This is a genomic window from Streptomyces aquilus (genome assembly GCF_003955715.1).
In the GTDB taxonomy this organism is placed as follows: Bacteria; Actinomycetota; Actinomycetes; order Streptomycetales; family Streptomycetaceae; genus Streptomyces; species Streptomyces aquilus.
Genome location: NZ_CP034463.1, coordinates 4,558,327 through 4,578,901 on the forward strand (window position 1 = coordinate 4,558,327; position 20,575 = coordinate 4,578,901).

A 20,575-nucleotide genomic window follows, 5' to 3' on the forward strand; every position below is an offset into this window, starting at 1 on the left:
GTGGTCAGCCGCGGAGGGCGTCGACGGCCCGCGCGAGGGCTTGCGGCACATCCGGTACGAGTGTGTGCGCCCCGTCGCGTACGACCTGCCGGCCGCCCACGACCGTGTGCCGTACGTCCGCTGCCGTCGCCGCGAATACGGCCGTCTCGGCGCCCAGCCGGGGCAGCGGGCCCGCTGTCCTGACCGAGTCGAGCGCGATCGTCGTGAGGTCGGCGAGGGCGCCGGGCTCGATGGTGCCCGCCGCGTCCCAGCCGAGGGCCGCGTGGCCGTCGGCGGAGGCGGCCCGCAGCAGCGCCGCCGCGGTCCAGTGGCCGCGGGTGCGGGTGCGCAGCCGCTCGTTCAGCTCCATCGCGCGGGCCTCTTCGAGCAGGTCGATGACGGCGTGGCTGTCGGAGCCGAGGGAGAGCGGGGACCCGGCCTTCTGCAAGGCCACGGCCGGGCCGATGCCGTCGGCGAGGTCCCGCTCGGTGGTCGGGCACATGCACGTCCCGGTCCCCGAGCCGCCGAGGAGGGCGATGTCCTCGTCGGTGAGGTGGGTGTTGTGGACGCCGGTGGTGCGGGGGCCGAGGACGCCGTGGTCGGCGAGGAGCCGGGTGGGGGTGCGACCGTGGGCCTCCCGGCAGGCGTCGTTCTCGGCGGTCTGCTCGGACAGGTGGACGTGCAGCGGCGCCCGCCGCTCCTCGGCCCATGCGGCCACGGTCGCCAACTCGCCCGCGGGCACGGCCCGTACGGAGTGGATCGCGACCCCGATCCGCGCGTGATCCCGTTCCTTGAGAAGTGAACAGCGTTCGGCCCAGGCCTCGGCGGTGCCGTCGGAGAAGCGGAGCTGGTGGGTGTTGGGGGGCTGTCCGAAGCCGGCGGAGAGATAGGCGGTGTCGAGGAGGGTGATGCGGATACCGGCGTCGGCGGCGGCCGCGATCAGGGCCTCGCCCATGGCGTTGGGGTCGGCGTAGGGGGTGCCGCCGGGGGCGTGGTGGACGTAGTGGAACTCGCCGACGGAGGTCACGCCGGCCAGCGCCATCTCCGCGTACACGGCCCGGGCGAGGGCGTGGTAGCTCTCCGGGGTCAGCCGGTCGGCGGTGGCGTACATGACCTCGCGCCAGGTCCAGAAGGTGCCGGAGCCGACCTGGACGGTGCCGCGCAGGGCGCGGTGGAAGGCGTGGCTGTGGGCGTTGGCGAGGCCGGGGAGGGTGAGGCCGCGCAGGATCTCGGCGCCGGGCGGCGGGGTGGGCACGTCCGTGCGGACGGCGGTGATCCGGCCGTCCGCGACCTCGACGGCGACGCCCGGCTCGACGTGGGTGTCGAGCCAGGCGTGCTCCAGCCAGTACGTCGTCACGAGGTGGCCAGTCCTTCCAGTACGTCGGCGAGGGCGAGGACCCCGGCCACGCAGTCGTCCTCGGCCGCGAACTCGGCCGGGGAGTGCGAGACGCCGGTGGGGTTGCGTACGAACAGCATGGCGGTCGGGATCGTCCCGGACAGGATTCCGGCGTCGTGTCCGGCACCGGTACCCAGGACGGGGACGCTGAAGTCCGTGTCCTTCGCCTCCTTGCCCAGGATGCGGGCCAGTTCGTCGCGCAGGGCGTGGTCGAACTCGACGACGGGGGTGAAGGACTCCCGGACGATGTCGAGGGCGATGCCGTGGGCGTCGGCGTACTCGCGGGCGGCCTTCTCGATCCCGCCGACCACCTGGTCCAGGCTCGCCTGGTCGGCGGCGCGGGAGTCGAGCCAGCCGCGCACGAGGGAGGGGATCGCGTTGACGCCGTTGGGTTCGACGGAGATCTTGCCGAAGGTGGCGACGGCACCGGCGAGTTCGGCCTCGCGGCGGGCGGCGAGGACGGTCTCGGCGTACGACAGCATGGGGTCGTGCCGGTCGACGAGACGGGTGGTGCCGGCGTGGTTCGCCTCGCCCCGGAAGTCGAAGCGCCAGCGGCCGTGCGGCCAGATGGCGCTGGCGATGCCGACGCGGTCGCCGGACAGGTCCAGCGCGCGGCCCTGCTCGACGTGCAGTTCGACGAAGGCGCCGATGCGGCCGAGCCGCTCGTGGTCGGCCCCGATGGCGTCGGGGTCGTACCCGGCGGCCTCCATGGCCCGGGGCAGGCTGATGCCCTCGCCGTCGGTCAGCCGGTGCGCCTGCTCGACGGTGAGCTGCCCGGAGGCGAGCCGTGAGCCGACGCAGGCGAGCCCGAAGCGGGCGCCTTCCTCGTCGCCGAAGTTGACGATGGCGAGGGGCTTGGTGAACTCCACCCGCCGGGCCCGCAGTTCGTCGAGCGCGGCGAAGGACGACACGACGCCGAGCGGCCCGTCGAAGGCCCCGCCGTCGGGCACGGAGTCCAGATGCGACCCGGTGACGACGGCGTCCCCGGCGGTCGGGTCCCCGAGCCAGGCCCATTGGTTGCCGTTCCGGTCGAGCTCGTAGCTCATCCCCCGCGCCTCGGCCTGCTCCTTGAACCAGGCCCGGCATTCGGCGTCGGCGCCGGTCCAGGCGAAGCGGCGGTAGCCGTGGGAGTCGGGGTGGCGGCCGATGGGGAGCAGCTCGCGCCACATGGTGTGGAACGAGCTGCCGTGGGACGTCTGCGTCACGCCGAGTCACCCTCGCGCATCGGGATCCGCACGCCCCGCTCGTCGGCGACCGACTCCGCGATGTCGTAGCCCGCGTCCACGTGCCGGATGACGCCCATGCCGGGGTCGTTGGTGAGGACGCGGCGGACCTTCTCGCCGCCGAGCTTGGTGCCGTCGGCGACGGTGACCTGGCCGGCGTGGATGGAGCGGCCCATGCCGACGCCGCCGCCGTGGTGGAGGGAGACCCAGGAGGCGCCGGACGCCACGTTGACCATGGCGTTGAGCAGCGGCCAGTCGGCGATCGCGTCGGAGCCGTCGAGCATGGCCTCGGTCTCGCGGTACGGCGAGGCCACCGATCCGGCGTCCAGGTGGTCGCGGCCGATGGCGAGGGGCGCCGCCAGCTCGCCGCTCGCGACCATGTCGTTGAAGCGCTCGCCGGCCTTGTCGCGCTCGCCGTAGCCCAGCCAGCAGATACGGGCCGGGAGGCCCTGGAAGTGGACGCGCTCGCCGGCCATCTTGATCCAGCGGGCGAGGGACTCGTTCTCCGGGAACAGGTCGAGGATCGCCTTGTCGGTCTTGGCGATGTCGGAGGCCTCGCCGGACAGGGCGGCCCAGCGGAAGGGGCCCTTGCCCTCGCAGAAGAGGGGGCGGATGTAGGCGGGGACGAAGCCGGGGAAGGCGAAGGCGCGGTCGTAGCCCGCGAGCTGGGCCTCGCCGCGGATGGAGTTGCCGTAGTCGAAGACCTCGGCGCCGGCGTCCATGAAGCCGACCATGGCCTCCACGTGCCGGGCCATGGACTCGCGGGAGCGGGTGGTGAACCCGGCCGGGTCCTTCGCCGCCGCGTCGGCCATGTCCTCGAAGGCGACGCCGACCGGCAGGTAGGACAGCGGGTCGTGCGCCGAGGTCTGGTCGGTGACGATGTCGATGGGGGCGCCCTCGGCGAGCATCTGCGGGAGCAGCTCGGCGGCGTTGCCGAGGAGGCCGATGGACAGCGGCTTGCGCTGGTCGCGGGCCTCGGTGGCGAGCTGGAGCGCGTGGGCGAGGCTGTCGGCCTTGACGTCGAGGTAGCGGTGCTCGATGCGGCGCTCGATGGCGCGCGGGTCGCAGTCGATACAGATCGCGACGCCGTCGTTCATGGTGACCGCGAGGGGCTGGGCGCCGCCCATGCCGCCGAGGCCGGCGGTGAGGGTGATGGTGCCCGCGAGGGTGCCGTTGAACTTCTTGGCGGCGACGGCGGCGAAGGTCTCGTAGGTGCCCTGGAGGATGCCCTGGGTGCCGATGTAGATCCAGGAGCCGGCGGTCATCTGGCCGTACATGGTCAGGCCGAGGGCCTCCAGGCGGCGGAACTCCTCCCAGTTCGCCCAGTCGCCGACCAGGTTGGAGTTGGCAATGAGGACGCGCGGGGCCCACTCGTGGGTCTGCATGACGCCGACGGGGCGGCCGGACTGGACCAGCATGGTCTCGTCCTGCTTGAGGGTGCGCAGCGTGCGGACCATCGCGTCGAAGGAGCGCCAGTCGCGGGCGGCCTTGCCGGTGCCGCCGTAGACGACGAGCTTGTCGGGGTGCTCGGCGACCTCGGGGTCGAGGTTGTTCTGGAGCATCCGCAGGGCGGCTTCCTGCTGCCATCCCAGGGCACTCAGTTCCGTACCGCGCGGCGCTCGTACGGGGCGGGGTCCTGACATGGTCTGCCTCCTGGCGGATTGTTTGAGTCTCTATTCACATCCTGACGTTCTGAATAGAGCTAGTCAATAGGGTGGTCCGTCAGCGCGGGCGCGCCGCGGATGTTTGGCTGGATGCATGGGCGCAGACGCTGGATCTATGGGCGCGGACAACGACCTGACGGGGGACGTCGTGGATATCGGGCAGCAAGGGGACCGTGCGGTCCGGCGGGACGAGGCGGTGCGGGCCGCGGTGGAGCAGGGGTTGCTGGGGCCGGACTCCCCGATCGTCGGCCTTCTGGACGTCTGCGGCATCCGGGAGTCGGCGGCCGAGCTGCGGGCCGCGTTCGACGCCGTCACCGCGCCCGGCACCCCGGTGCTGCACGCCTTCGCGGTGAAGGCGACCCCACTGGTGCCGGTGCTGCGGCTGCTGCGGGAGGCCGGGATCGGCGCGGAGGTGGCGAGCCCGGGTGAGCTGGCGCTGGCACGGGCGGCGGGGCTCACCCCGCGGCAGACGGTGCTGGACTCGCCCGCGAAGACACCGGCCGAGCTGCGGGAGGCCCTCGCCCTCGGGATCGCCGTCAACGCCGACAACCCGCAGGAGCTGGACCGCATCGACGCCCTCATGCGGTCCGGCCCGAGTCGCTCGCCGCTCGGGATCCGGGTGAATCCGCAGATCGGCGGGGGCTCCATCGGGGCGACCTCGACGGCGACGGCGACCTCGAAGTTCGGGGTGGCGCTGCGCGACCCCGGCGCCCGGGAGTGGGTCCTACGCGCCTACGCCGACCGGCCCTGGCTGAACCGGCTGCACGCGCACACCGGCTCCCAGGGCATCCCGCTGTCCCTGATGGCCCAGGGGGTCGCGGAGACGTACGCGCTCGCCGAGGAGATCAACCGGCACCTCGGACGCCCGCAGATCGACACCATCGACATCGGCGGCGGACTGCCGGTGAACTTCGGCTCGGACGCGACGGCGCCGACGTACGCGCAGTACGCGCGCCTGCTGAGCGAGGCCGTGCCGGGGCTGTTCGACGGGCGGTACGGGCTGGTGACCGAGTTCGGGCGGTCGCTGCTGGCCAAGCACGGCACGATCGTGGCGCGGGTGGAGTACGCCAAGAGCGCGGGCGGGCGGCCGGTCGCGGTGACGCACGCGGGCGTGCAGGTGGCGACGCGGACGGTGTACGTGCCGGGGTCGTGGCCGCTCAGGATCGCCGCGTACGACGGGAAGGGGCGGCCGAAGGCGGGGGCCGACGTGGTGCAGGACGTCGCCGGGCCGGCCTGCTTCTCGGGCGACCTGCTCGCCGAGGCGAGGGCGCTCCCGCTGCTCGAACAGGGCGACTACGCGGCGGCGTTGGACACGGGCGCGTACTACTTCGCGCACCACTACGCCTACAACTCCCTCGCGCGGCCCGGCATCTACGGGTTCGCGCCGGGCGAGGGCGGCGGCGTCGCCTTCGCGACCGTGCGCACCCCGCAGACGCTCGACGAGATCGTGGCCGAGTCCGGAGGGGCGCACGCCGCCTCGCTCACCACCCTCGGGACGACCGCGCGCCCTTGACGCACGCCGGTGGACATGTGGGTCAACTGATCCGAAAACGAGCTCAGTTGACCCACCCTAGCCATCCGCCGCATGTTCCACCGGAAAATGCCGGAATCCTCACCCCTCGCCCACACCCTGCGTAGTTTCGGCGTCACTCAGCCGAACCCCAGGCGGGAGGGGAACTCACGGTGCCCGGTATCGACGAGTGTCTGCTCGAAGTCATGCAACTGCCCGGTGCCCGGGGCGCCGCGCTCGTCGACTGGACGAGCGGACTGGCCCTGGGCACCGCCGGCGAGTCACCGGGCGGTGACTACGAGACGGCCGCGGCCGAGGCCGCCGAGCTGGCCCGACTGGCCGCCGAGCACCGGGCGTTCGCCCCGGACGACGACATCACCGACCCCCCGGTCGAGGACGTCATCATCAGCAACCGGGACAGCTACCACGTCCTGTGCTTCGTCCAGACGTCGTTCGACAGCAGCGTCTTCCTGCATCTGTGGCTGGCCCGCACGGAGGGCAACCTCGCGCTGGCCCGCATCCGGCTCGGCGAGATGACCGGACGGCTGGTCCTCGGATGACGGCGGTGACCACCACACCGCCGCCCCGGCTGCCGGTGCGGGACAAGGCGGAGGCCCGCGACCGGGCCTGGGGCGGCGTCTCCCCGATGCTGACCCGTCTCGCCGCCGAGCGGGCCACCGGCATCCTGGTCCGCGAGCGCGGCACCCTGCACCTCTCCGAGGGCCGGGTCGTGCACGCGGCGAGCCCCGCGGCGCCGGGCCTGGACGTCCTGCTCACGGCGCACGGCACGCTCGACGCGGCCACCTGGCGGCGGGCCGTCGAGGAAGCGGGCGGGCCGCCCGGCGCCGGTCTGCTGCTGGTCGCCCGTGGCCTGCTCACCCGGGGCGCGCTGGAACTGTGCCACCTCGAAGCGCTCTACGACGCCGCCTACTTCGTGCTCGCCCCCAGCAGCGCCCCGGGCCGCTTCCGGTACACGGACGCGGACCGGCTCGGCTCGGTGCGCGCCACCGCGGTGGCCGCCCTGGAGCACGAGACGCTGCGCCGCCGCGACCTGCTGCACCGGATCTGGCCCGACGCGGGGACCGACGAGGCCCCGCTGCTGCACGCCGACACGGTCGCCGCTCCCGCCCTCACCTCCCGGCAGCGGGCGGTGCTGCACCTGGTCGACGGCGTCCGCACGGCACCGGACATAGCCCGCGCGATGGGCCGCCCGGCGTTCCACACCCTGGTGGACGTACGGCGGCTCGCCGCGGCCGGGGTGCTGGTGCGCGGCGCCATGAAACCCCCCGAAGCGGCCCTCGCCGAGACCACCGACCCCGACATCACGCTGCTGAAGAGGCTCAGGGATGCGCTGGAGTCCCTTTGAACGACAACGCGCCCGCGCCGAGAGGAGTGACCAGATGGCGGCCGAACCCGAAATCCTGGACGAGCTGCGGCGGTTGAGGAGCCGGGTGCCGTATCTCACCGGCGCCCTGGCGGCGAGCGTCGACGGGCTCGTCCTCGCCCAGGACACCCCGGGCGTGGAGCCCGACGGCATGGCCGCGCTCACCGCGGCCGCGCTCGGCGTCGCCATGCGGCTGACGGACGCGACCGGGCAGGGGAACTTCCGGGAGCTGACGGTGCGGGGCGCGTACGGCTATGTGGCGACGTACGCGGCGGGCCGCAGCGCGGTCCTCACGCTGCTCGCCCAGGACCGGGTCAACGCCGGCCGGCTCCATCTGGAGGGCCGCCGCGCCGGCACCCGCATCGGGGAGTTTCTCGACTCCCGGACACCGGCGGAGGCACCCGTCGCCGCCAAACCGGCCAGAGCGCCCGCCCGCACCAGAGCGGCGCGCACCCCGCGCCCGACCAACGCACCTACGTCTACCGACAGTTGAACCCACAGGAAAGGCAGACAGTCATGGCCAACACCGAAACCTCCCTGAAAGAGTGCCTCGCCTCCATCGAGGGCGCGACCGGCGTCGCGCTGGTCGACTACACCAGCGGCATGGCCCTCGGCACCCTGGGCGGCAGCAAGAGCTTCGACCTCAGTGTGGCCGCCGCCGGGAACACCGACGTCGTCCGCGCCAAGATGCGCACCATGGAACACCTCGGGCTCAAGGGCCAGATCGAGGACATCCTGATCACCCTGTCCGACCAGTACCACCTGATCCGGCTGCTCAGCGGCCGCGGCGGCAACGGACTGTTCCTGTACCTGGTCCTGGACGCCAAGCGCTCCAACCTGGCGATGGCCCGCCACCAGATGAAGAAGATCGAGGAGGAGCTGGAGGTCTGACGCGCGCGCCGCTCAGACCAGCGCCGCGGTGCGGCGGCGCGCCCCGCCGGGGGCAGCGTCGCCCGCCGCGATGCCGGTGCCGCGGTACGCCTTGACGGCCTTGCCGGCCGGGCGTCCGCCGCGCGCGTCGAGCCAGTCGACCCGCACCCACAGCAGCGCGTCCTCGGCGAGCTCGCGCCGCCCCAGCCAGGCGGCCTTCAGCCGCAGCCCCACCCCGGCCCCGGCGAGCAGCAGCCCGCCCGCGACGGGCACGGCGAAGTTCGCGCCGAGCGCCACCAGCCAGGCGAGCAGCAGCCACCAGCGATGTCCGCGCCGCCAGTTCCGTACGGTCACGGCCCGGTCCTGGAGCACGTCGTGCTTCCCGGCGCGGGCGGCCCCGCGCGCGAGGGCGGTGTAGCGCCTGCGGCGGCGGTACGACACGACGGCCGCCGCGACGATGAACAGCGCGGCCCCCGCCATGACCCCGATCCGGCGCCCGGTCAGCCCCGGCACCAGCACCCCGACACCCGCCGCGAACACCCCGGCCCACCACAGGGGCGCGGCTCCGGCGCGTACGACGACGGCCACCCGAGCGAGCCCCAGTCCTCCGCGTGCCACGTTCCGCCTCCTCGTCCTCCCGGCACAGTCCTGTCGGTCGGGCAGGTTAACGGCGGAATCTGAGACGACTCTGAAAAAGCGGGCCCTACTCCACGAACAGCCCCCGCGCCGCCGCCTTGGTGTCGAACTCCTCCAGCCGCGCCTGCGCGTCCGGCAGCTCGTCGGCCATGGCCTCCAGGAGCACCCGCCCGAGCAGCATCGGCGCGCACGCGGTGTCGAAGGCGAGCCCGGTGCCGACGGCGGCGGGCAGCAGCAGGTCGGAGACCTTGGCGACCGGCGCGAAGGCGGAGTCGGCGACGGTGACGACGGACAGCCCGGCCTCCTTGGCGTAGCCGAGCGTGTCCAGGACCTCCCGGGGATGCCGCGGCAGCGCGAAGCACAGCAGCGCCGAGGCGCCCGCGCGGACGGCGGCGTCGATCCGGTCGTGGATCATCGTGCCGCCCTCGTGCAGCAGCCGGACGTCCGGGTGGACCTTGGCGGCGAAGTAGGCGAAGCCGTAGGCCTGTGAGGCGGCGGCCCGCAGGCCCAGCACCGGCAGCGGCCGGGAGGCGGCCAGCACCCGGCCCGCGCGCTGCACGGGCCGCGGGTCGGCGAGCAGCTCGGCGAGGTGCCGGAGGTTGGCGATCTCGGCCTCGACGGCCTGCTGGTACTCGTTGTACGACGCCGAGTCCGCCGACTGCTGCCGTTCGGCGGGCGCGACCTCGCGCAGGTGGCGGCGCAGGGCGGGGTAGCCGTCGAAGCCGAGGGCGACCGCGAAGCGGGTCACCGACGGCTGGCTGACCCCGGCGAGCTCGGCCAGCTCGACGCTGGACAGGAACGGCACGTCGGCGGCGCGCCGCACCATGCTGTGCGCGATGCGCCGCTGGGTCGGCGTGAGCCGGTGCCCCTCGAAGAGCGCCTGGAGCCGTGCCGCCGGCGTGTCCGTCACACCCATGTCGCTCATGCCTCGCTCCCCCTCCAGATGTCCGTGAACCGGTCGAGCAGTGCGGCCGCCGTCGTCACGTCACCCGTGAGCGGCCGGTCGGCCTGGTCCTCGTCGAGCACCGAGAAGGCCAGCTCCAGCGCCCGCCCCACCGGCAGCGCCGGGTCGGGGGCGTGGTCGCGCTGGCGCAAGGCCCGTACGGCGGCGACGAGTTCGCAGCCGACGACGAGCCGGTACGCCCCGCACGCCCGCAGTGTCTGCCGGGCGGCGAGCGAGGCGAAGCTGGCCTGTTCCTCGACGCCCCGGGAGAGTACAGCGTGACCGAGCGAGGCGGGGGCCGAGAAGGCCCGCAGATCGCCGAGGGCGGCGCCGGCGGCGTACTCCAGGATCATCACGCCGGAGGAGGCGGGCTCGTGGTCGGCGAGGAAGGGGCGCAGGCGGGTGTAGGCGGGCTCGTTGAGGGTGGACAGGCGGGACGTCGACAGCCGCGCCACCTGGGTCAGGGCCAGCCGGAAGTGGTCGAGGGCGAGGGCGAGTTGGGCCTGGTAGAAGCCGCCGTGGTGGTAGGCGGCCATGTCCTCGGGGCTGATGAGCGGGTTCTCGGCGGCGGCGTTGATCTCGACGGCGAGGACCGCTTCGAGGGCGTCGGCGGCGTCGTGCGCCGGGCCGTGGATCTGCGGCAGGCAGCGGAAGCCGTACGGGTCCTGGATACGGCCGAGGGGTGGCGTGGGCCGTTCGTCCGCGCCGATCAACTCCCGCATCCGGCGGGCGACCTCGCTGCTGCCGCGGTGCGGCCGGGCGGCGTGCACGGGGGCGGCGTACGCCTCGTGGGAGCCGTCCACCGCGAGCAGTGACAGCGCGCCGACGACCTGCGTGGCCTCCAGCAGCCCGCGCAGCTCGTGCAGGGCGAGCGCGGCCTGGCCGAGGGTGAGGGCGTTGCTGCTGATGAAGGCGAGGGCGTCGTTGTTGTCCAGGGGCTGCGGCTCGGGCCCGGCGCCCTTCCAGGGGTGCTCCCCGGCCAGCGCGAGGCCCGCCTGGGCGAGCGCCGCGATGTCCCCGGTGCCGACCGACCCGAACTCGTGGACGACCGGGTACGCCCCGCTCTCCAGGGCCTCGCACAGCGCGGTGACGACGGTGGGTCGCAGCCCCGCGCCGCCCGCCAGCAACTGGTTCGCCCGTACGGCGAGCATCGCGCGCACCTGCCGGGCGGGCAGTTCCTCGCCGATGGCGCCGGCATGGCTGCGCAGGAGTCTGAGGCCGTGCTCGGCGGCCGCCTCGGTGGGCACCGGCTCGTTCCGGTTGGCGCCGACGCCGGTCGAGCGGCCGTAGACGCGACCGGTCGCGGCGATCTGCCGGGCCGCGTCCCACGATGTGGACAACCGCTTCATCGCATCGGTCCCGGGCACCGGCCGCGCGGCCCCGTCGGCGAGCCGCACGACGTCGGAGACGCCGAGTCCGATCCCGTCGAGGACGACCAGTCCGGTGTGCACGGAACCGAGTGTGTCCGCGATCCGAGACGACATAAAGCCCAAACACCCCTCAATCCGGACACCTGATCTTGCCTGACGGTCATCCGTTACGTCGGATTTACATCAACCCGTTGACAACCTATTCAGCTACAGAGAACTCTGCATGACGTTATACAGCCGGGCAAGGGACATCTCATGATCCAGTTCGATGCGGTCCACAAGCGCTTCCCCAACGGCACGACAGCAGTCCACGATCTCTCCCTGGAGATCCCGGAAGGCGGCGTGACCGTCCTCGTCGGATCTTCCGGTTGCGGCAAGACGACCACCCTCAGAATGATCAACCGGATGGTGGAGCCGACCTCCGGCACCATCAAGGTCGGCGGCAAGGACGTCACCCGGCAGGACGCGGCCGAACTGCGCCGCTCCATCGGGTACGTCATCCAGCAGGCGGGCCTCTTCCCGCACCGCACGGTCCTCGACAACATCGCCACCGTGCCGCTGCTACTGGGCCACGGCCGGCGCAGGGCACGGGCCCGGGCGGCCGAGCTGCTGGAGACCGTCGGCCTCACCCCCGAGGCCGGCAAGCGCTACCCCCACCAGCTCTCCGGCGGCCAGCAGCAGCGCGTCGGCGTGGCCCGCGCCCTCGCCGCCGACCCGCCGGTACTCCTCATGGACGAGCCGTTCGGCGCGGTCGACCCGGTGGTGCGCACCCAGCTCCAGGACGAACTGCTCCGGCTCCAGAAGGAGTTGAGCAAGACCATCGTCTTCGTCACCCACGACGTCGACGAGGCCGTCCGGCTCGGCGACCAGATCGCGATCTTCCGCACCGGCGGCCACCTGGTGCAGTGCGCCTCCCCCGCCGAACTCCTCGCCCGGCCCGCCGACGACTTCGTGGCCGACTTCCTCGGCGCCGAGCGCGGACTGAAGCTGCTGTCGCTCAGGACCCTCGCGGAGGTCCCGCAGGGCCCGGCACCGGAGGGCGGCACCTGGTCCCTCGTCCTCGACGCGGCGCACAAGCCCCTCCACTGGGCCTCGCAGGACGCCGAGATCCCCGTACGGCCGCTGACGGACGACGATTCCCTGCTGTCCGCGCTCAACGAGTCGATCGCCTCCCCCACCGGCCTGGTGGCCCGCGTCGACGCGGCGGGCGTCCTCACCGGCGTCTCCTCCCGCGACGACATCCACACCCACGCCGGCCAGGCGCACCACGCGGCCCGGACGGTGGCCGCATGACCATCGACTGGTCGTGGATCGGCGACCACACCGACGACCTCACCACCCTGACGGTCTCCCACCTCCAGGCAGCCCTGTCCGCCGTCTTCTTCGGCCTCCTGATCTCCCTGCCCCTCGCGGTGGTCGCCCACCGGGTCCGCCCGCTGCGCGGCTTCCTGCTCGGCGTCTCCAACATCCTGTTCACGATCCCGTCGATCGCGATCTTCGTGCTCCTGCTGCCGATCAGCGGCCTGACCCGCACCACCACGGTCATCGGCCTGACCGTCTACACCCTGGTCGTGCTGCTGCGGAACACCGTCGAGGGCCTCGACTCGGTCCCCGCGAAGACCAAGGAGGCGGCGAAGGCGATGGGCACGCGCCCGCTGCGCACGCTGCTCACCGTCGAGTTCCCGCTCGCGCTCCCCGTGATCATGGCGGGCGTCCGGATCGCCACGGTCATGTCGATCTCGCTCGTGTCCGTCGCCACCTACATCGGCGACGGCGGCCTCGGCCAGCTCTTCACCGACGGCTTCCAGCGCGACTTCCCGACCCCGGTGATCGCGGGCGTGGTCCTCACGATCCTGCTCGCGGTCGTCGCGGACGCGGCGCTGGTCGCCCTCCAGTACGTCCTCACCCCGTGGAAGAGGAGGCGGGCCTAAACCATGTACGAGCTCATCAAGAACCTCGGCACCTGGCTGACCAGCGGCGCCGGCTGGACCGGCGCGGACGGCATCGCCCACCGCCTCGCCGAGCACCTCCAGTACTCGCTCCTCGCCACCCTCGTCGCGGCCGCCATCGGCCTCCCGCTCGGCCTGCTCATCGGCCACACCGGCAAGGGCGCCTTCGTCGCGATCAACCTCGCCTCCTTCGGACGCGCGCTGCCGACCGTCGGCCTGGTCGTCCTCGTCTTCCTCGCCGGCGGGCTGTCGATGCTGCCGGTGTACGTCGCCCTGGTCGCCCTCGCGGTCCCGGCGATCGTCACCAACACCTACGCCGGGATGACGGCCGTCGACCCGGACGTGAAGGACGCCGCCCGGGGCCAGGGCATGCGCGGCCACCAGGTGCTGTTCCAGGTCGAACTGCCGCTCGCGCTCCCCCTGATCATGACGGGCCTGCGCCTCGCGCTCATCCAGGTCGTCGCGACGGCCACGATCGCCGCGTACGTCTCCTTCGGCGGCTTGGGCCGCTACGTCTTCGACGGCCTCGCCCAGCGCGACCTGGTCCAGGTGCTGGGCGGCGCGGTGCTGGTCGCCGTGGTCGCCGTAGCCCTCGATCTGCTGCTGTCCGGCCTCCAGCGCTTCCTCTTCCGCCACCGCACCGCCTAGGGACTCCCCGATGAACCGACGCACTCTCCTCGGCGGCCTCTTCGCCGCCGCCTCCGTCCCCGCCCTCTCCGCCTGCGCGGGCGGCATCACCTCCCTCGACGGCCAGGGCTCCGCCTCCGGTGGCGGCGGCTCCAGCAAGGGCGGCATCACCATCGGCACCGCCAACTTCACCGAGAACCAGGTCCTCGGCTACCTCTACGCGGCCGTCCTCCAGCAGGCCGGGGTGAAGGTGAAGGTCCGTCCGAACCTCGGCACCCGGGAGATCGTGATCCCCGCCCTGCGGAGCGGCGACATCGACCTCCTGCCCGAATACCAGGGCGCCCTCCTCAACTACCTGGCCCCGAAGGACGACTCGGCGGAGCCCGGCACCATGCAGAACGCGCTCACGCTGGCGATGCCCAGCGGCCTCCAGGTCCTGCCGTACGGCCAGGCCGCCGACTCCGACTGCTTCGTGGTCACCCGCGAGACGGCCCGGAAGTACGGGCTGACCTCCCTCGCCGACCTGGCGAAGCAGAACGGCAAGCTGGTCATCGGCGCCGCGCCCGAGGTGAAGAAGCGCCGGGTGGGTGCGATCGGCCTGAAGGACGTCTACGGCGTGGAGTTCAAGGAGTTCAAGTCGCTGGACTCGGACGGCCCGCTGGTCAAGGGCGCCCTGAAGAAGGGCGACGTGGACGTGGCGAACCTCTTCACCACCGACACCGACATCGCCGGCAACGACTGGGTCGTGCTGACCGACCCGAAGAACCTGATCCCCAGCCAGCACATCGTCCCGCTCATCGCCGACCGCAAGGCCGACGACAAGGTCCGCAAGGCCCTCGCCCGGCTCGGCAACGTCCTGACCACGGACCAGCTCACCCAGCTCAACAGCCAGGTCGACAACGACAAGAAGGACCCGGAGGACGTGGCGAACGCGTATGCGAAGCAGCACGGGCTGGCGAAGTGAGCCGGGCGATGATCTGACGATGAATCAGCCAAGAGTCGTTAAACAGGCACGTACGGTGACCGATCGCACGCATACGGTGATCGGGCGCTAACCGTACGACTCCTGAGGACACGTCATGGCCTCCAACCGCCGGGCCTTTCTGACGGTCACCGCCGTCGGCGCACTGGCCGCCGCCCCCGCCGCGGCGGCCCCCGCCACCACCGGGCATCCGCACGACTCCCGCACCGCCCTCGCCGAACTCCTCGCCGGAAACCGGCGGTACGCCACCGGCCGCTCCCGCCACCCCCACGACACCGTGCACCGCCGCCACCTCCTGGCGGGCGCGCAGCACCCCTTCGCGGTGATCGTCGGCTGCATCGACTCCCGGGTGCCGCCGGAGCTGGTCTTCGACCAGGGGCTCGGGGACCTGTTGTGCATAAGGACGGCCGGTCACGTGCTGGACGAGGCGGTGCTGGCGTCCGTCCAGTACGGCGTCGAGGAACTGCGCATCCCGCTGGTGGTCGTGCTCGGCCACGAGCGGTGCGGGGCCGTCGCGGCCACCCTGGAGCACCTGCGCACCGGCGCCCCCGTGCCCGCCCATCTGAACCTGCTGGTCGACGAGATCACCCCGTCCGCCCGCCGCACCCGCGCCCTGCCCGGCGACTGGGCCGAGCACACCATGACGGCGCACACCCGCTGGGTCAGGGACGCCGTCCGAGCCGACCCCGCCTTCCGCAGGGCCCACGTGGCGGCGGCCCGCTTCGACCTCGACACGGGCCTCGTCTCGGTACTCCCCTGAGCCTCCGCTCCGCGGGCCCCTCGGCGCCCCCAGGGGTCCTCCCGGACATCCCCAGTCCGAAGACGGGGGCTATCCCCAGTGCGGCGGGCGCCCAGGCTCCCTAACTTTGACCACATGACCGGAATGGACGCGCGGGACGCCGACCTGAAGAAAGAACTCGACGCCACCCTGCAGGCCCGCAGGGAGCTGGGCGAGGAGTACGAGTCCGCGCTGGTGGACTCCTTCCTGGAGAAGGTCGACCAGCGCATCGACGGCGCGGTGGAGCGCCGGGTGCGCAGGCAGCTGGCCGAGCAGCAGATGGTGGTGGCCCGGGGTGCCCGCAAGCCGAGCCCGACGGACTCCTGGGGCGAGCGCTACGGCTTCGGCATCGTCTCGCTGGTCCTCGCCGTCCCGCTCTCGGCGATCGGCGCCGGCGTCTCCCACCTCCCCGGCCTGCTGGTCACGTGGGTGGGCATCGTCGGGGTCAACGCCTTCCAGGCCGTCCGCACCAACCCCGAGCTGTTCCGGGGCCGCCGGCACCACAAGTCCGAGCAGGACAGCGAGTGGGAGCGCTGACCGGCCTCACGCCTGCCGGGTCGGCAGCACCATGATCTGACGCAGGTTGACGTGCCGGGGGCGGCTGGTGACGTAGGCGACGACGTCGGCGACCTCCGCCGCGGACAGCGTGCCCATCGCGTCGACCATTCCGCCGACCTGCTCGCGCAGACCGTCGTTGTCGATGTGCGAGGCGAGTTCGCTCTCCGTCAACCCCGGCTCGATGTTGGTGACCCGTACGTCGCGCGGCCCGAACTCGCCCCGCAGCAGCGCCGAGAGGTGGGTGACCGCGGCCTTCGTCGCCCCGTACACGGCGTAGTTGGTGAAGCCGGTGACGTGCGCGCCGATGGACGAGACGTTCACCAGGTCCGCGCTGCGGCCCCGCGCGGCCGCGTCCGTCAGGTCCTTGGCGACGGCGCCGATGACGCGCAGGACGCCGGTGACATTGGTGTCGATCATCCGCTGCCACTCGTCGACGCGGGCGTCCTCGATCGGGTTGGGCAGCATGACGCCGGCGTTGTTGACGACCAGGTCGACGCTCCCGTACGCCTCGTGGATCCGCTCCACGGCGGCGTCCACGGACGCCCCGTCGGTCACGTCGGCGACCACGGCCAGTGCCTGCCCGCCGTCCGCCCGGATCTTCCCGACGACGGCCTCCAGCCGCTCCGCCCGCCGCGCCAGCAGAGCGACCTTCGCGCCCTGCGCGGCCAGCTCGACGGCGACGGCCTCGCCGATACCGCTCGCGGCTCCGGTGACGAGGGCGGTACGGCCGGCCAGGTTCTCGTACGACATGAGTGCTCCTCGGTGGGTGGGTCGCCCGGTGTCTCCCGGCGACGTCCACCACCCTGCGCCGCCCGCCGCGGCCTACCCAGGGATGAGCTTTTCCTGGGTCTGGCAGAACCAGGTTGGAATTCCGCCGCTCCCCTACGATCGAACCCATGGACGGGGACCTCGGAGACTTCCTGCGCTCACGGCGCGCCCGCATCCAGCCCGAGGAGGTGGGGCTGGCCTCGTACGGGCGGCGCCGCGTACCCGGGCTGCGCCGCGAGGAGGTGGCCCAGCTCGCGGGCGTCAGCGTCGACTACTACATCCGCCTGGAACAGGGACGCGGCCCGAGCGTCTCGGACGCGGTCCTGGACGCGATCGCGCGCGTCCTGCGTCTCGACGACACCGAGCACGCCTATCTGCGCGCGGTGGCCAGGCCGCCGAAGAAGCAGACGCCCCGCCGCCGCGCCCCACGCGTCCGCCCCGGCGTCCAGCTCCTGCTGGACAGCATGGAGCGCACTCCCGCGTTCGTCCTCGGCCCCGGCATGGAGGTCCTCGCCTGGAACGCCCTCGGCGACGCCCTGCTGGGCTTCAGCCGGATGGCTCCGGCCCGGCGCAACATCGTCCGGCAGCTCTTCCTGGAGCCCGGCGGGCGCGACCTCTATCCCGACTACGCCGCGGTCGCCGCCCAGACCGTCGCCCACCTGCGCCTCAGCGCGGGCGCCCACCCCGACGACCCCGTCCTGCGCGACCTCGTCGGTGAACTCTCCCTCAAGAGCGAGGACTTCCGGCGCCTGTGGGCCGACCACCAGGTCAGGGCGTGCATGTACGGCGTCAAGCGCGTCCAGCACCCGATCGCGGGCCTGCTGACCCTCCCGTACGAGTCCCTGACCCTCCCGGAAACCCCGGACCAGACGCTCGTCGTCTACACCCCGGAACCGGGCTCGGAGACGGCGGAGAGGCTGCAGCTGCTGGGAAGTTGGAAAGCGACAACGGCCGCAACCATCAATTGAGGAACCCCGACGGCGAGCAACCACATCCGCGAGAGCGGCGCCGGTTTAGGCGCAAAGGGGTGCGCGGGGACCGCCGCACCCCCGTTACCGGGGGGCGGGACGACGGCGGTCCCCGCGAGGGACGTCGACCGGGTCAGGGCCAGGTCTCACGTCCGGCGTCCATGGAGGTCCGGGAGCCGCTCCGGAGGTCCTTGGACGTTTCGGTGTCGGCGGGGGCGGGGAGCCGCTCCCGCCCTGCCGACACCCACTAATGTGCCGGACGCGTGTTAAGCGAGTGCTGCGCGGACGTGACGCCCTCGTACCACTTCCGGGAAGTCCACCGATGGGGTGGGCAAACGCAAGTTCGCCGCCCGCCCCGCCGGTTCACCGGACGTTCACCGCTGCTTCCCGCCCTTGGCGAGGAAAGCCAGCAGGTCCTGGCGGCTGATCACTCCGGTCGGCTTGCCCTCGACGAGGACGATCGCGGCGTCCGCCGCACCCAGCACCGACATCAGGTCGCCGACCGGCTCGCCGGAGCCGACCTGCGGGAGCGGGGCCGACATGTGCTTCTCCAGCGGGTCCCCCAGGGAGGCGCGCTGGGCGAACAGCGCGTCGAGCAGCTCGCGTTCGACGACCGAGCCGACGACCTCCGCGGCCATCACGTCGGGGTGGCCGGCGCCGGGCTTCACGATCGGCATCTGCGAGACGCCGTACTCGCGCAGCACCTCGATGGCCTGGCCGACCGTCTCGTCCGGGTGCATGTGGACGAGCGACGGGATGGCGCCGTGCTCCTTGTCACTGAGGACGTCGCCGACGCGGGCGGACGGGCCCTCGTCCTCCAGGAAGCCGTAGTCCGCCATCCACTCGTCGTTGAAGATCTTCGAGAGGTAGCCGCGGCCGCTGTCCGGGAGGAGGACGACGACCACGTCGTCCGGGCCCAGGCGCTCGGCGACGCGCAGGGCCGCGACGACCGCCATGCCGCACGAGCCGCCGACCAGGAGGCCCTCCTCCTTGGCGAGGCGGCGGGTCATCTGGAAGGAGTCCTTGTCGGAGACGGCGACGATCTCGTCGGCGACGGTCCGGTCGTAGGCGGTCGGCCAGAAGTCCTCGCCGACGCCCTCGACGAGGTAGGGGCGGCCGGAGCCGCCGGAGTAGACCGAGCCCTCCGGGTCGGCGCCGACGACCTTGACCTTGCCGTCGCTGGCGTCCTTCAGGTAGCGGCCGGTGCCGGAGATGGTGCCGCCGGTGCCCACGCCCGCGACGAAGTGGGTGATCTTCCCCTCCGTCTGCTCCCACAGCTCGGGGCCGGTGGAGTGGTAGTGGGAGAGCGGGTTGTTGGGGTTGGAGTACTGGTCGGGCTTCCAGGCGCCCGGGGTCTCACGGACGAGGCGGTCGGAGACGTTGTAGTACGAGTCCGGGTGCTCGGGGTCGACGGCGGTCGGGCAGACGACCACCTCGGCGCCGTAGGCACGCAGCACGTTGATCTTGTCGGTGCTCACCTTGTCGGGGCACACGAAGATGCACTTGTACCCCTTCTGCTGCGCGACGATGGCGAGGCCCACGCCGGTGTTGCCGCTGGTCGGCTCGACGATCGTGCCCCCGGGCTGGAGCGCGCCGCTCTCCTCCGCCGCCTCGATCATGCGCAGGGCGATGCGGTCCTTCACGGACCCGCCGGGGTTGAAGTACTCCACCTTGGCCAGGACGGTCGCCTGGATGCCCTGGGTGACGTTGTTGAGCCTCACCAGCGGGGTGTTGCCGACGAGACTGATCATCGAGTCGTGGAATTGCACCGTTGTCTCCGGATGCTGCAAAAGATGTGGTCGTAGTGGTTCCGCCAGCCTACGGCCCCTTGGCGGTTGTTCACTCCTCGTTGCGATTGGACGACGGCCCGTACGGGGCAAGGAGTGGATGTACGGCAACGAGGAGGTGGCGGCGACGCATGACGAGCATGTCGAGGGCGAGGGTGGCCCGGCGGATCGCGGCGGGCGCGGCGTACGGCGGCGGCGGGATCGGGCTGGTCGGCGCGGCGGCCGTGGGTGTGCTGCTGGCCGAGGTGCGGCTGGCCAAACGCCAGGTGGGCAACGGCCACGGCCCGTCGCCGCATGTGCCCAACGCGCAGGGTCTGTACGGCCTCTCCTATTCCGTCCCCGGTGAACCGCCCCTCAGGCTGACGATGCTGGGCGACTCCACGGCCGCGGGCCAGGGCGTGCACCGCTCGGGGCAGACGCCGGGCGCGCTGCTGGCGTCCGGGCTGGCGGCGGTCGCCGAACGGCCGGTGGATCTGCGCAACGTGGCGCTGCCGGGCGCCCGCTCCGACGACCTGGACCGCCAGGTGACCCTCGTGCTCGCGGACCCCGGGCGGCTGCCCGACGTCTGCGTGATCATGATCGGCGCGAACGACGTCACCCATCGGATGCCGCCGACCCGTTCCGTACGTCATCTGTCGACAGCCGTACGGCGCCTGCGCACGGCCGGTGCGGAGGTGGTGGTCGGCACCTGTCCCGACCTCGGCACCGTCGAGCAGGTCCAGCAGCCCCTGCGCTGGCTGGCCCGGCGGGCCTCCCGTCAGCTGGCGGCCGCCCAGACGATCGGCGTCGTCGAGCAGGGCGGCCGCACCGTGTCCCTGGGCGACCTGCTGGGCCCGGAGTTCGCGGCGAACCCGCGCGAGCTGTTCGGGCCGGACAACTACCACCCGTCGGCGGAGGGGTACGCGACCGCGGCGATGGCGGTGCTGCCGACGGTGTGCGCGGCCCTCGGGCTGTGGCCGGCGGACGAGGAGCGCCCGGACGTCAGCCGCCGCGAGGGCTTCCTGCCGGTGGCCCGGGCCGCGGCGGAGGCCGTGGCGGAGCCGGGCACGGAGGTCACGGCGGCCATGCCGACGGGGCCGAAGGGACCGTGGGCCCTGCTGAAGAGGCGGCGTCGGCGGAGGGTGCCCGAGCCGGAGCGGGCGCCGGTCACTCCGTCACCGTGAGCCCTTCACCGCCGGCCACC

Annotated in this window: 21 protein-coding genes; 13 read left to right on the plus strand and 8 right to left on the minus strand. The window is 72.6% G+C overall.

Annotation, left to right across the window (positions count from 1 at the left end; all coding sequences use genetic code 11):
• Positions 1-4: 4 nt before the first annotated feature.
• Genes EJC51_RS20935 through hutU form a run of 3 tightly spaced genes read right to left on the minus strand, consistent with a single transcriptional unit; the run spans position 5 to position 4,241 of the window.
• Positions 5-1,336 carry a formimidoylglutamate deiminase gene (locus EJC51_RS20935; RefSeq protein WP_126272493.1) on the minus strand — a complete coding sequence of 444 codons (1,332 nt, stop codon included), beginning with the start codon at positions 1,334-1,336 and terminating at the stop codon, positions 5-7.
• Positions 1,333-2,544 carry an allantoate amidohydrolase gene (locus EJC51_RS20940; RefSeq protein WP_126277061.1) on the minus strand — a complete coding sequence of 404 codons (1,212 nt, stop codon included), beginning with the start codon at positions 2,542-2,544 and terminating at the stop codon, positions 1,333-1,335. The genes EJC51_RS20935 and EJC51_RS20940 overlap by 4 nt, the downstream gene beginning before the upstream one ends.
• 32 nt (positions 2,545-2,576) lie before the next feature.
• A complete protein-coding gene (gene hutU / locus EJC51_RS20945) occupies positions 2,577-4,241 on the minus strand; it encodes a urocanate hydratase (RefSeq protein ID WP_126272494.1) in 1,665 nt (554 codons plus the stop codon).
• Between the two features lie 136 nt (positions 4,242-4,377).
• On the opposite strand from hutU, the gene EJC51_RS20950 reads away from it, so the two are divergent.
• The 5 genes from EJC51_RS20950 (at position 4,378) to EJC51_RS20970 (ending at position 8,047) form a co-directional block, all read left to right on the plus strand.
• Positions 4,378-5,775 (plus strand): type III PLP-dependent enzyme domain-containing protein, encoded by a 1,398-nt coding sequence (locus EJC51_RS20950; protein WP_126272495.1) that lies wholly within the window; start codon positions 4,378-4,380, stop codon positions 5,773-5,775.
• Positions 5,776-5,945: 170 nt separating this feature from the next.
• Entirely contained in the window at positions 5,946-6,332 is a 387-nt protein-coding gene (locus EJC51_RS20955; protein ID WP_126272496.1) for a hypothetical protein, read from the plus strand.
• Complete coding sequence (locus EJC51_RS20960; RefSeq protein WP_126272497.1) at positions 6,329-7,138, plus strand: transcriptional regulator; 810 nt, start codon at positions 6,329-6,331, stop codon at positions 7,136-7,138. The genes EJC51_RS20955 and EJC51_RS20960 overlap by 4 nt, the downstream gene beginning before the upstream one ends.
• Before the next feature lie 34 nt (positions 7,139-7,172).
• The gene (locus EJC51_RS20965; RefSeq protein WP_126272498.1) at positions 7,173-7,649 is read left to right on the plus strand and encodes a roadblock/LC7 domain-containing protein; all 477 of its coding nucleotides are present in this window, start codon (positions 7,173-7,175) and stop codon (positions 7,647-7,649) included.
• 23 nt (positions 7,650-7,672) lie between these two features.
• Positions 7,673-8,047, plus strand: coding sequence for a roadblock/LC7 domain-containing protein (locus EJC51_RS20970; RefSeq protein WP_126272499.1), 375 nt, complete (start codon positions 7,673-7,675; stop codon positions 8,045-8,047).
• Between the two features lie 12 nt (positions 8,048-8,059).
• Here the strand turns inward: EJC51_RS20970 and EJC51_RS20975 are convergent, their stop codons facing one another.
• The 3 genes from EJC51_RS20975 to EJC51_RS20985 all read right to left on the minus strand — a co-directional run bounded on the left by EJC51_RS20975 (position 8,060) and on the right by EJC51_RS20985 (position 11,089).
• The gene (locus tag EJC51_RS20975) at positions 8,060-8,644 is read right to left on the minus strand and encodes a hypothetical protein (protein ID WP_126272500.1); all 585 of its coding nucleotides are present in this window, start codon (positions 8,642-8,644) and stop codon (positions 8,060-8,062) included.
• A gap of 85 nt (positions 8,645-8,729) precedes the next feature.
• Positions 8,730-9,587 carry a MurR/RpiR family transcriptional regulator gene (locus EJC51_RS20980; RefSeq protein ID WP_126272501.1) on the minus strand — a complete coding sequence of 286 codons (858 nt, stop codon included), beginning with the start codon at positions 9,585-9,587 and terminating at the stop codon, positions 8,730-8,732.
• Positions 9,584-11,089: an aromatic amino acid ammonia-lyase gene (locus tag EJC51_RS20985; protein ID WP_126272502.1), complete on the minus strand. Its 1,506-nt coding sequence runs from the start codon at positions 11,087-11,089 to the stop codon at positions 9,584-9,586. The genes EJC51_RS20980 and EJC51_RS20985 overlap by 4 nt, the downstream gene beginning before the upstream one ends.
• A 141-nt stretch (positions 11,090-11,230) precedes the next feature.
• Here EJC51_RS20985 and EJC51_RS20990 point away from each other — a divergent pair, with 141 nt between their 5' ends.
• From EJC51_RS20990 to EJC51_RS21015, 6 genes are all read left to right on the plus strand, one after another.
• The gene (locus tag EJC51_RS20990; RefSeq protein WP_126272503.1) at positions 11,231-12,268 is read left to right on the plus strand and encodes an ABC transporter ATP-binding protein; all 1,038 of its coding nucleotides are present in this window, start codon (positions 11,231-11,233) and stop codon (positions 12,266-12,268) included.
• Positions 12,265-12,906 carry an ABC transporter permease gene (locus EJC51_RS20995; protein ID WP_126272504.1) on the plus strand — a complete coding sequence of 214 codons (642 nt, stop codon included), beginning with the start codon at positions 12,265-12,267 and terminating at the stop codon, positions 12,904-12,906. The genes EJC51_RS20990 and EJC51_RS20995 overlap by 4 nt, the downstream gene beginning before the upstream one ends.
• 3 nt (positions 12,907-12,909) lie before the next feature.
• Positions 12,910-13,572, plus strand: coding sequence for an ABC transporter permease (locus EJC51_RS21000; protein WP_126272505.1), 663 nt, complete (start codon positions 12,910-12,912; stop codon positions 13,570-13,572).
• Positions 13,573-13,582: 10 nt separating this feature from the next.
• Complete coding sequence (locus EJC51_RS21005) at positions 13,583-14,515, plus strand: ABC transporter substrate-binding protein (RefSeq protein WP_126272506.1); 933 nt, start codon at positions 13,583-13,585, stop codon at positions 14,513-14,515.
• 115 nt (positions 14,516-14,630) lie between these two features.
• A complete protein-coding gene (locus EJC51_RS21010; protein WP_126272507.1) occupies positions 14,631-15,293 on the plus strand; it encodes a carbonic anhydrase in 663 nt (220 codons plus the stop codon).
• Between the two features lie 123 nt (positions 15,294-15,416).
• A complete protein-coding gene (locus EJC51_RS21015) occupies positions 15,417-15,848 on the plus strand; it encodes a hypothetical protein (RefSeq protein ID WP_166683024.1) in 432 nt (143 codons plus the stop codon).
• Positions 15,849-15,854: 6 nt separating this feature from the next.
• Here EJC51_RS21015 and EJC51_RS21020 read toward each other — a convergent pair whose 3' ends face one another.
• Positions 15,855-16,619: an SDR family oxidoreductase gene (locus EJC51_RS21020; protein ID WP_126272509.1), complete on the minus strand. Its 765-nt coding sequence runs from the start codon at positions 16,617-16,619 to the stop codon at positions 15,855-15,857.
• Between the two features lie 146 nt (positions 16,620-16,765).
• Between EJC51_RS21020 and EJC51_RS21025 the strand changes: the two genes are divergently transcribed.
• Positions 16,766-17,605 (plus strand): helix-turn-helix transcriptional regulator, encoded by an 840-nt coding sequence (locus EJC51_RS21025; protein WP_126272510.1) that lies wholly within the window; start codon positions 16,766-16,768, stop codon positions 17,603-17,605.
• A 374-nt stretch (positions 17,606-17,979) separates the two neighbouring features.
• Here the strand turns inward: EJC51_RS21025 and EJC51_RS21030 are convergent, their stop codons facing one another.
• A complete protein-coding gene (locus EJC51_RS21030) occupies positions 17,980-19,374 on the minus strand; it encodes a cystathionine beta-synthase (protein ID WP_126272511.1) in 1,395 nt (464 codons plus the stop codon).
• Between the two features lie 149 nt (positions 19,375-19,523).
• Between EJC51_RS21030 and EJC51_RS21035 the strand changes: the two genes are divergently transcribed.
• Positions 19,524-20,555, plus strand: a complete 1,032-nt coding sequence (locus EJC51_RS21035; protein ID WP_126272512.1) for an SGNH/GDSL hydrolase family protein — start codon at positions 19,524-19,526, stop codon at positions 20,553-20,555.
• Positions 20,556-20,575 lie beyond the last annotated feature (20 nt).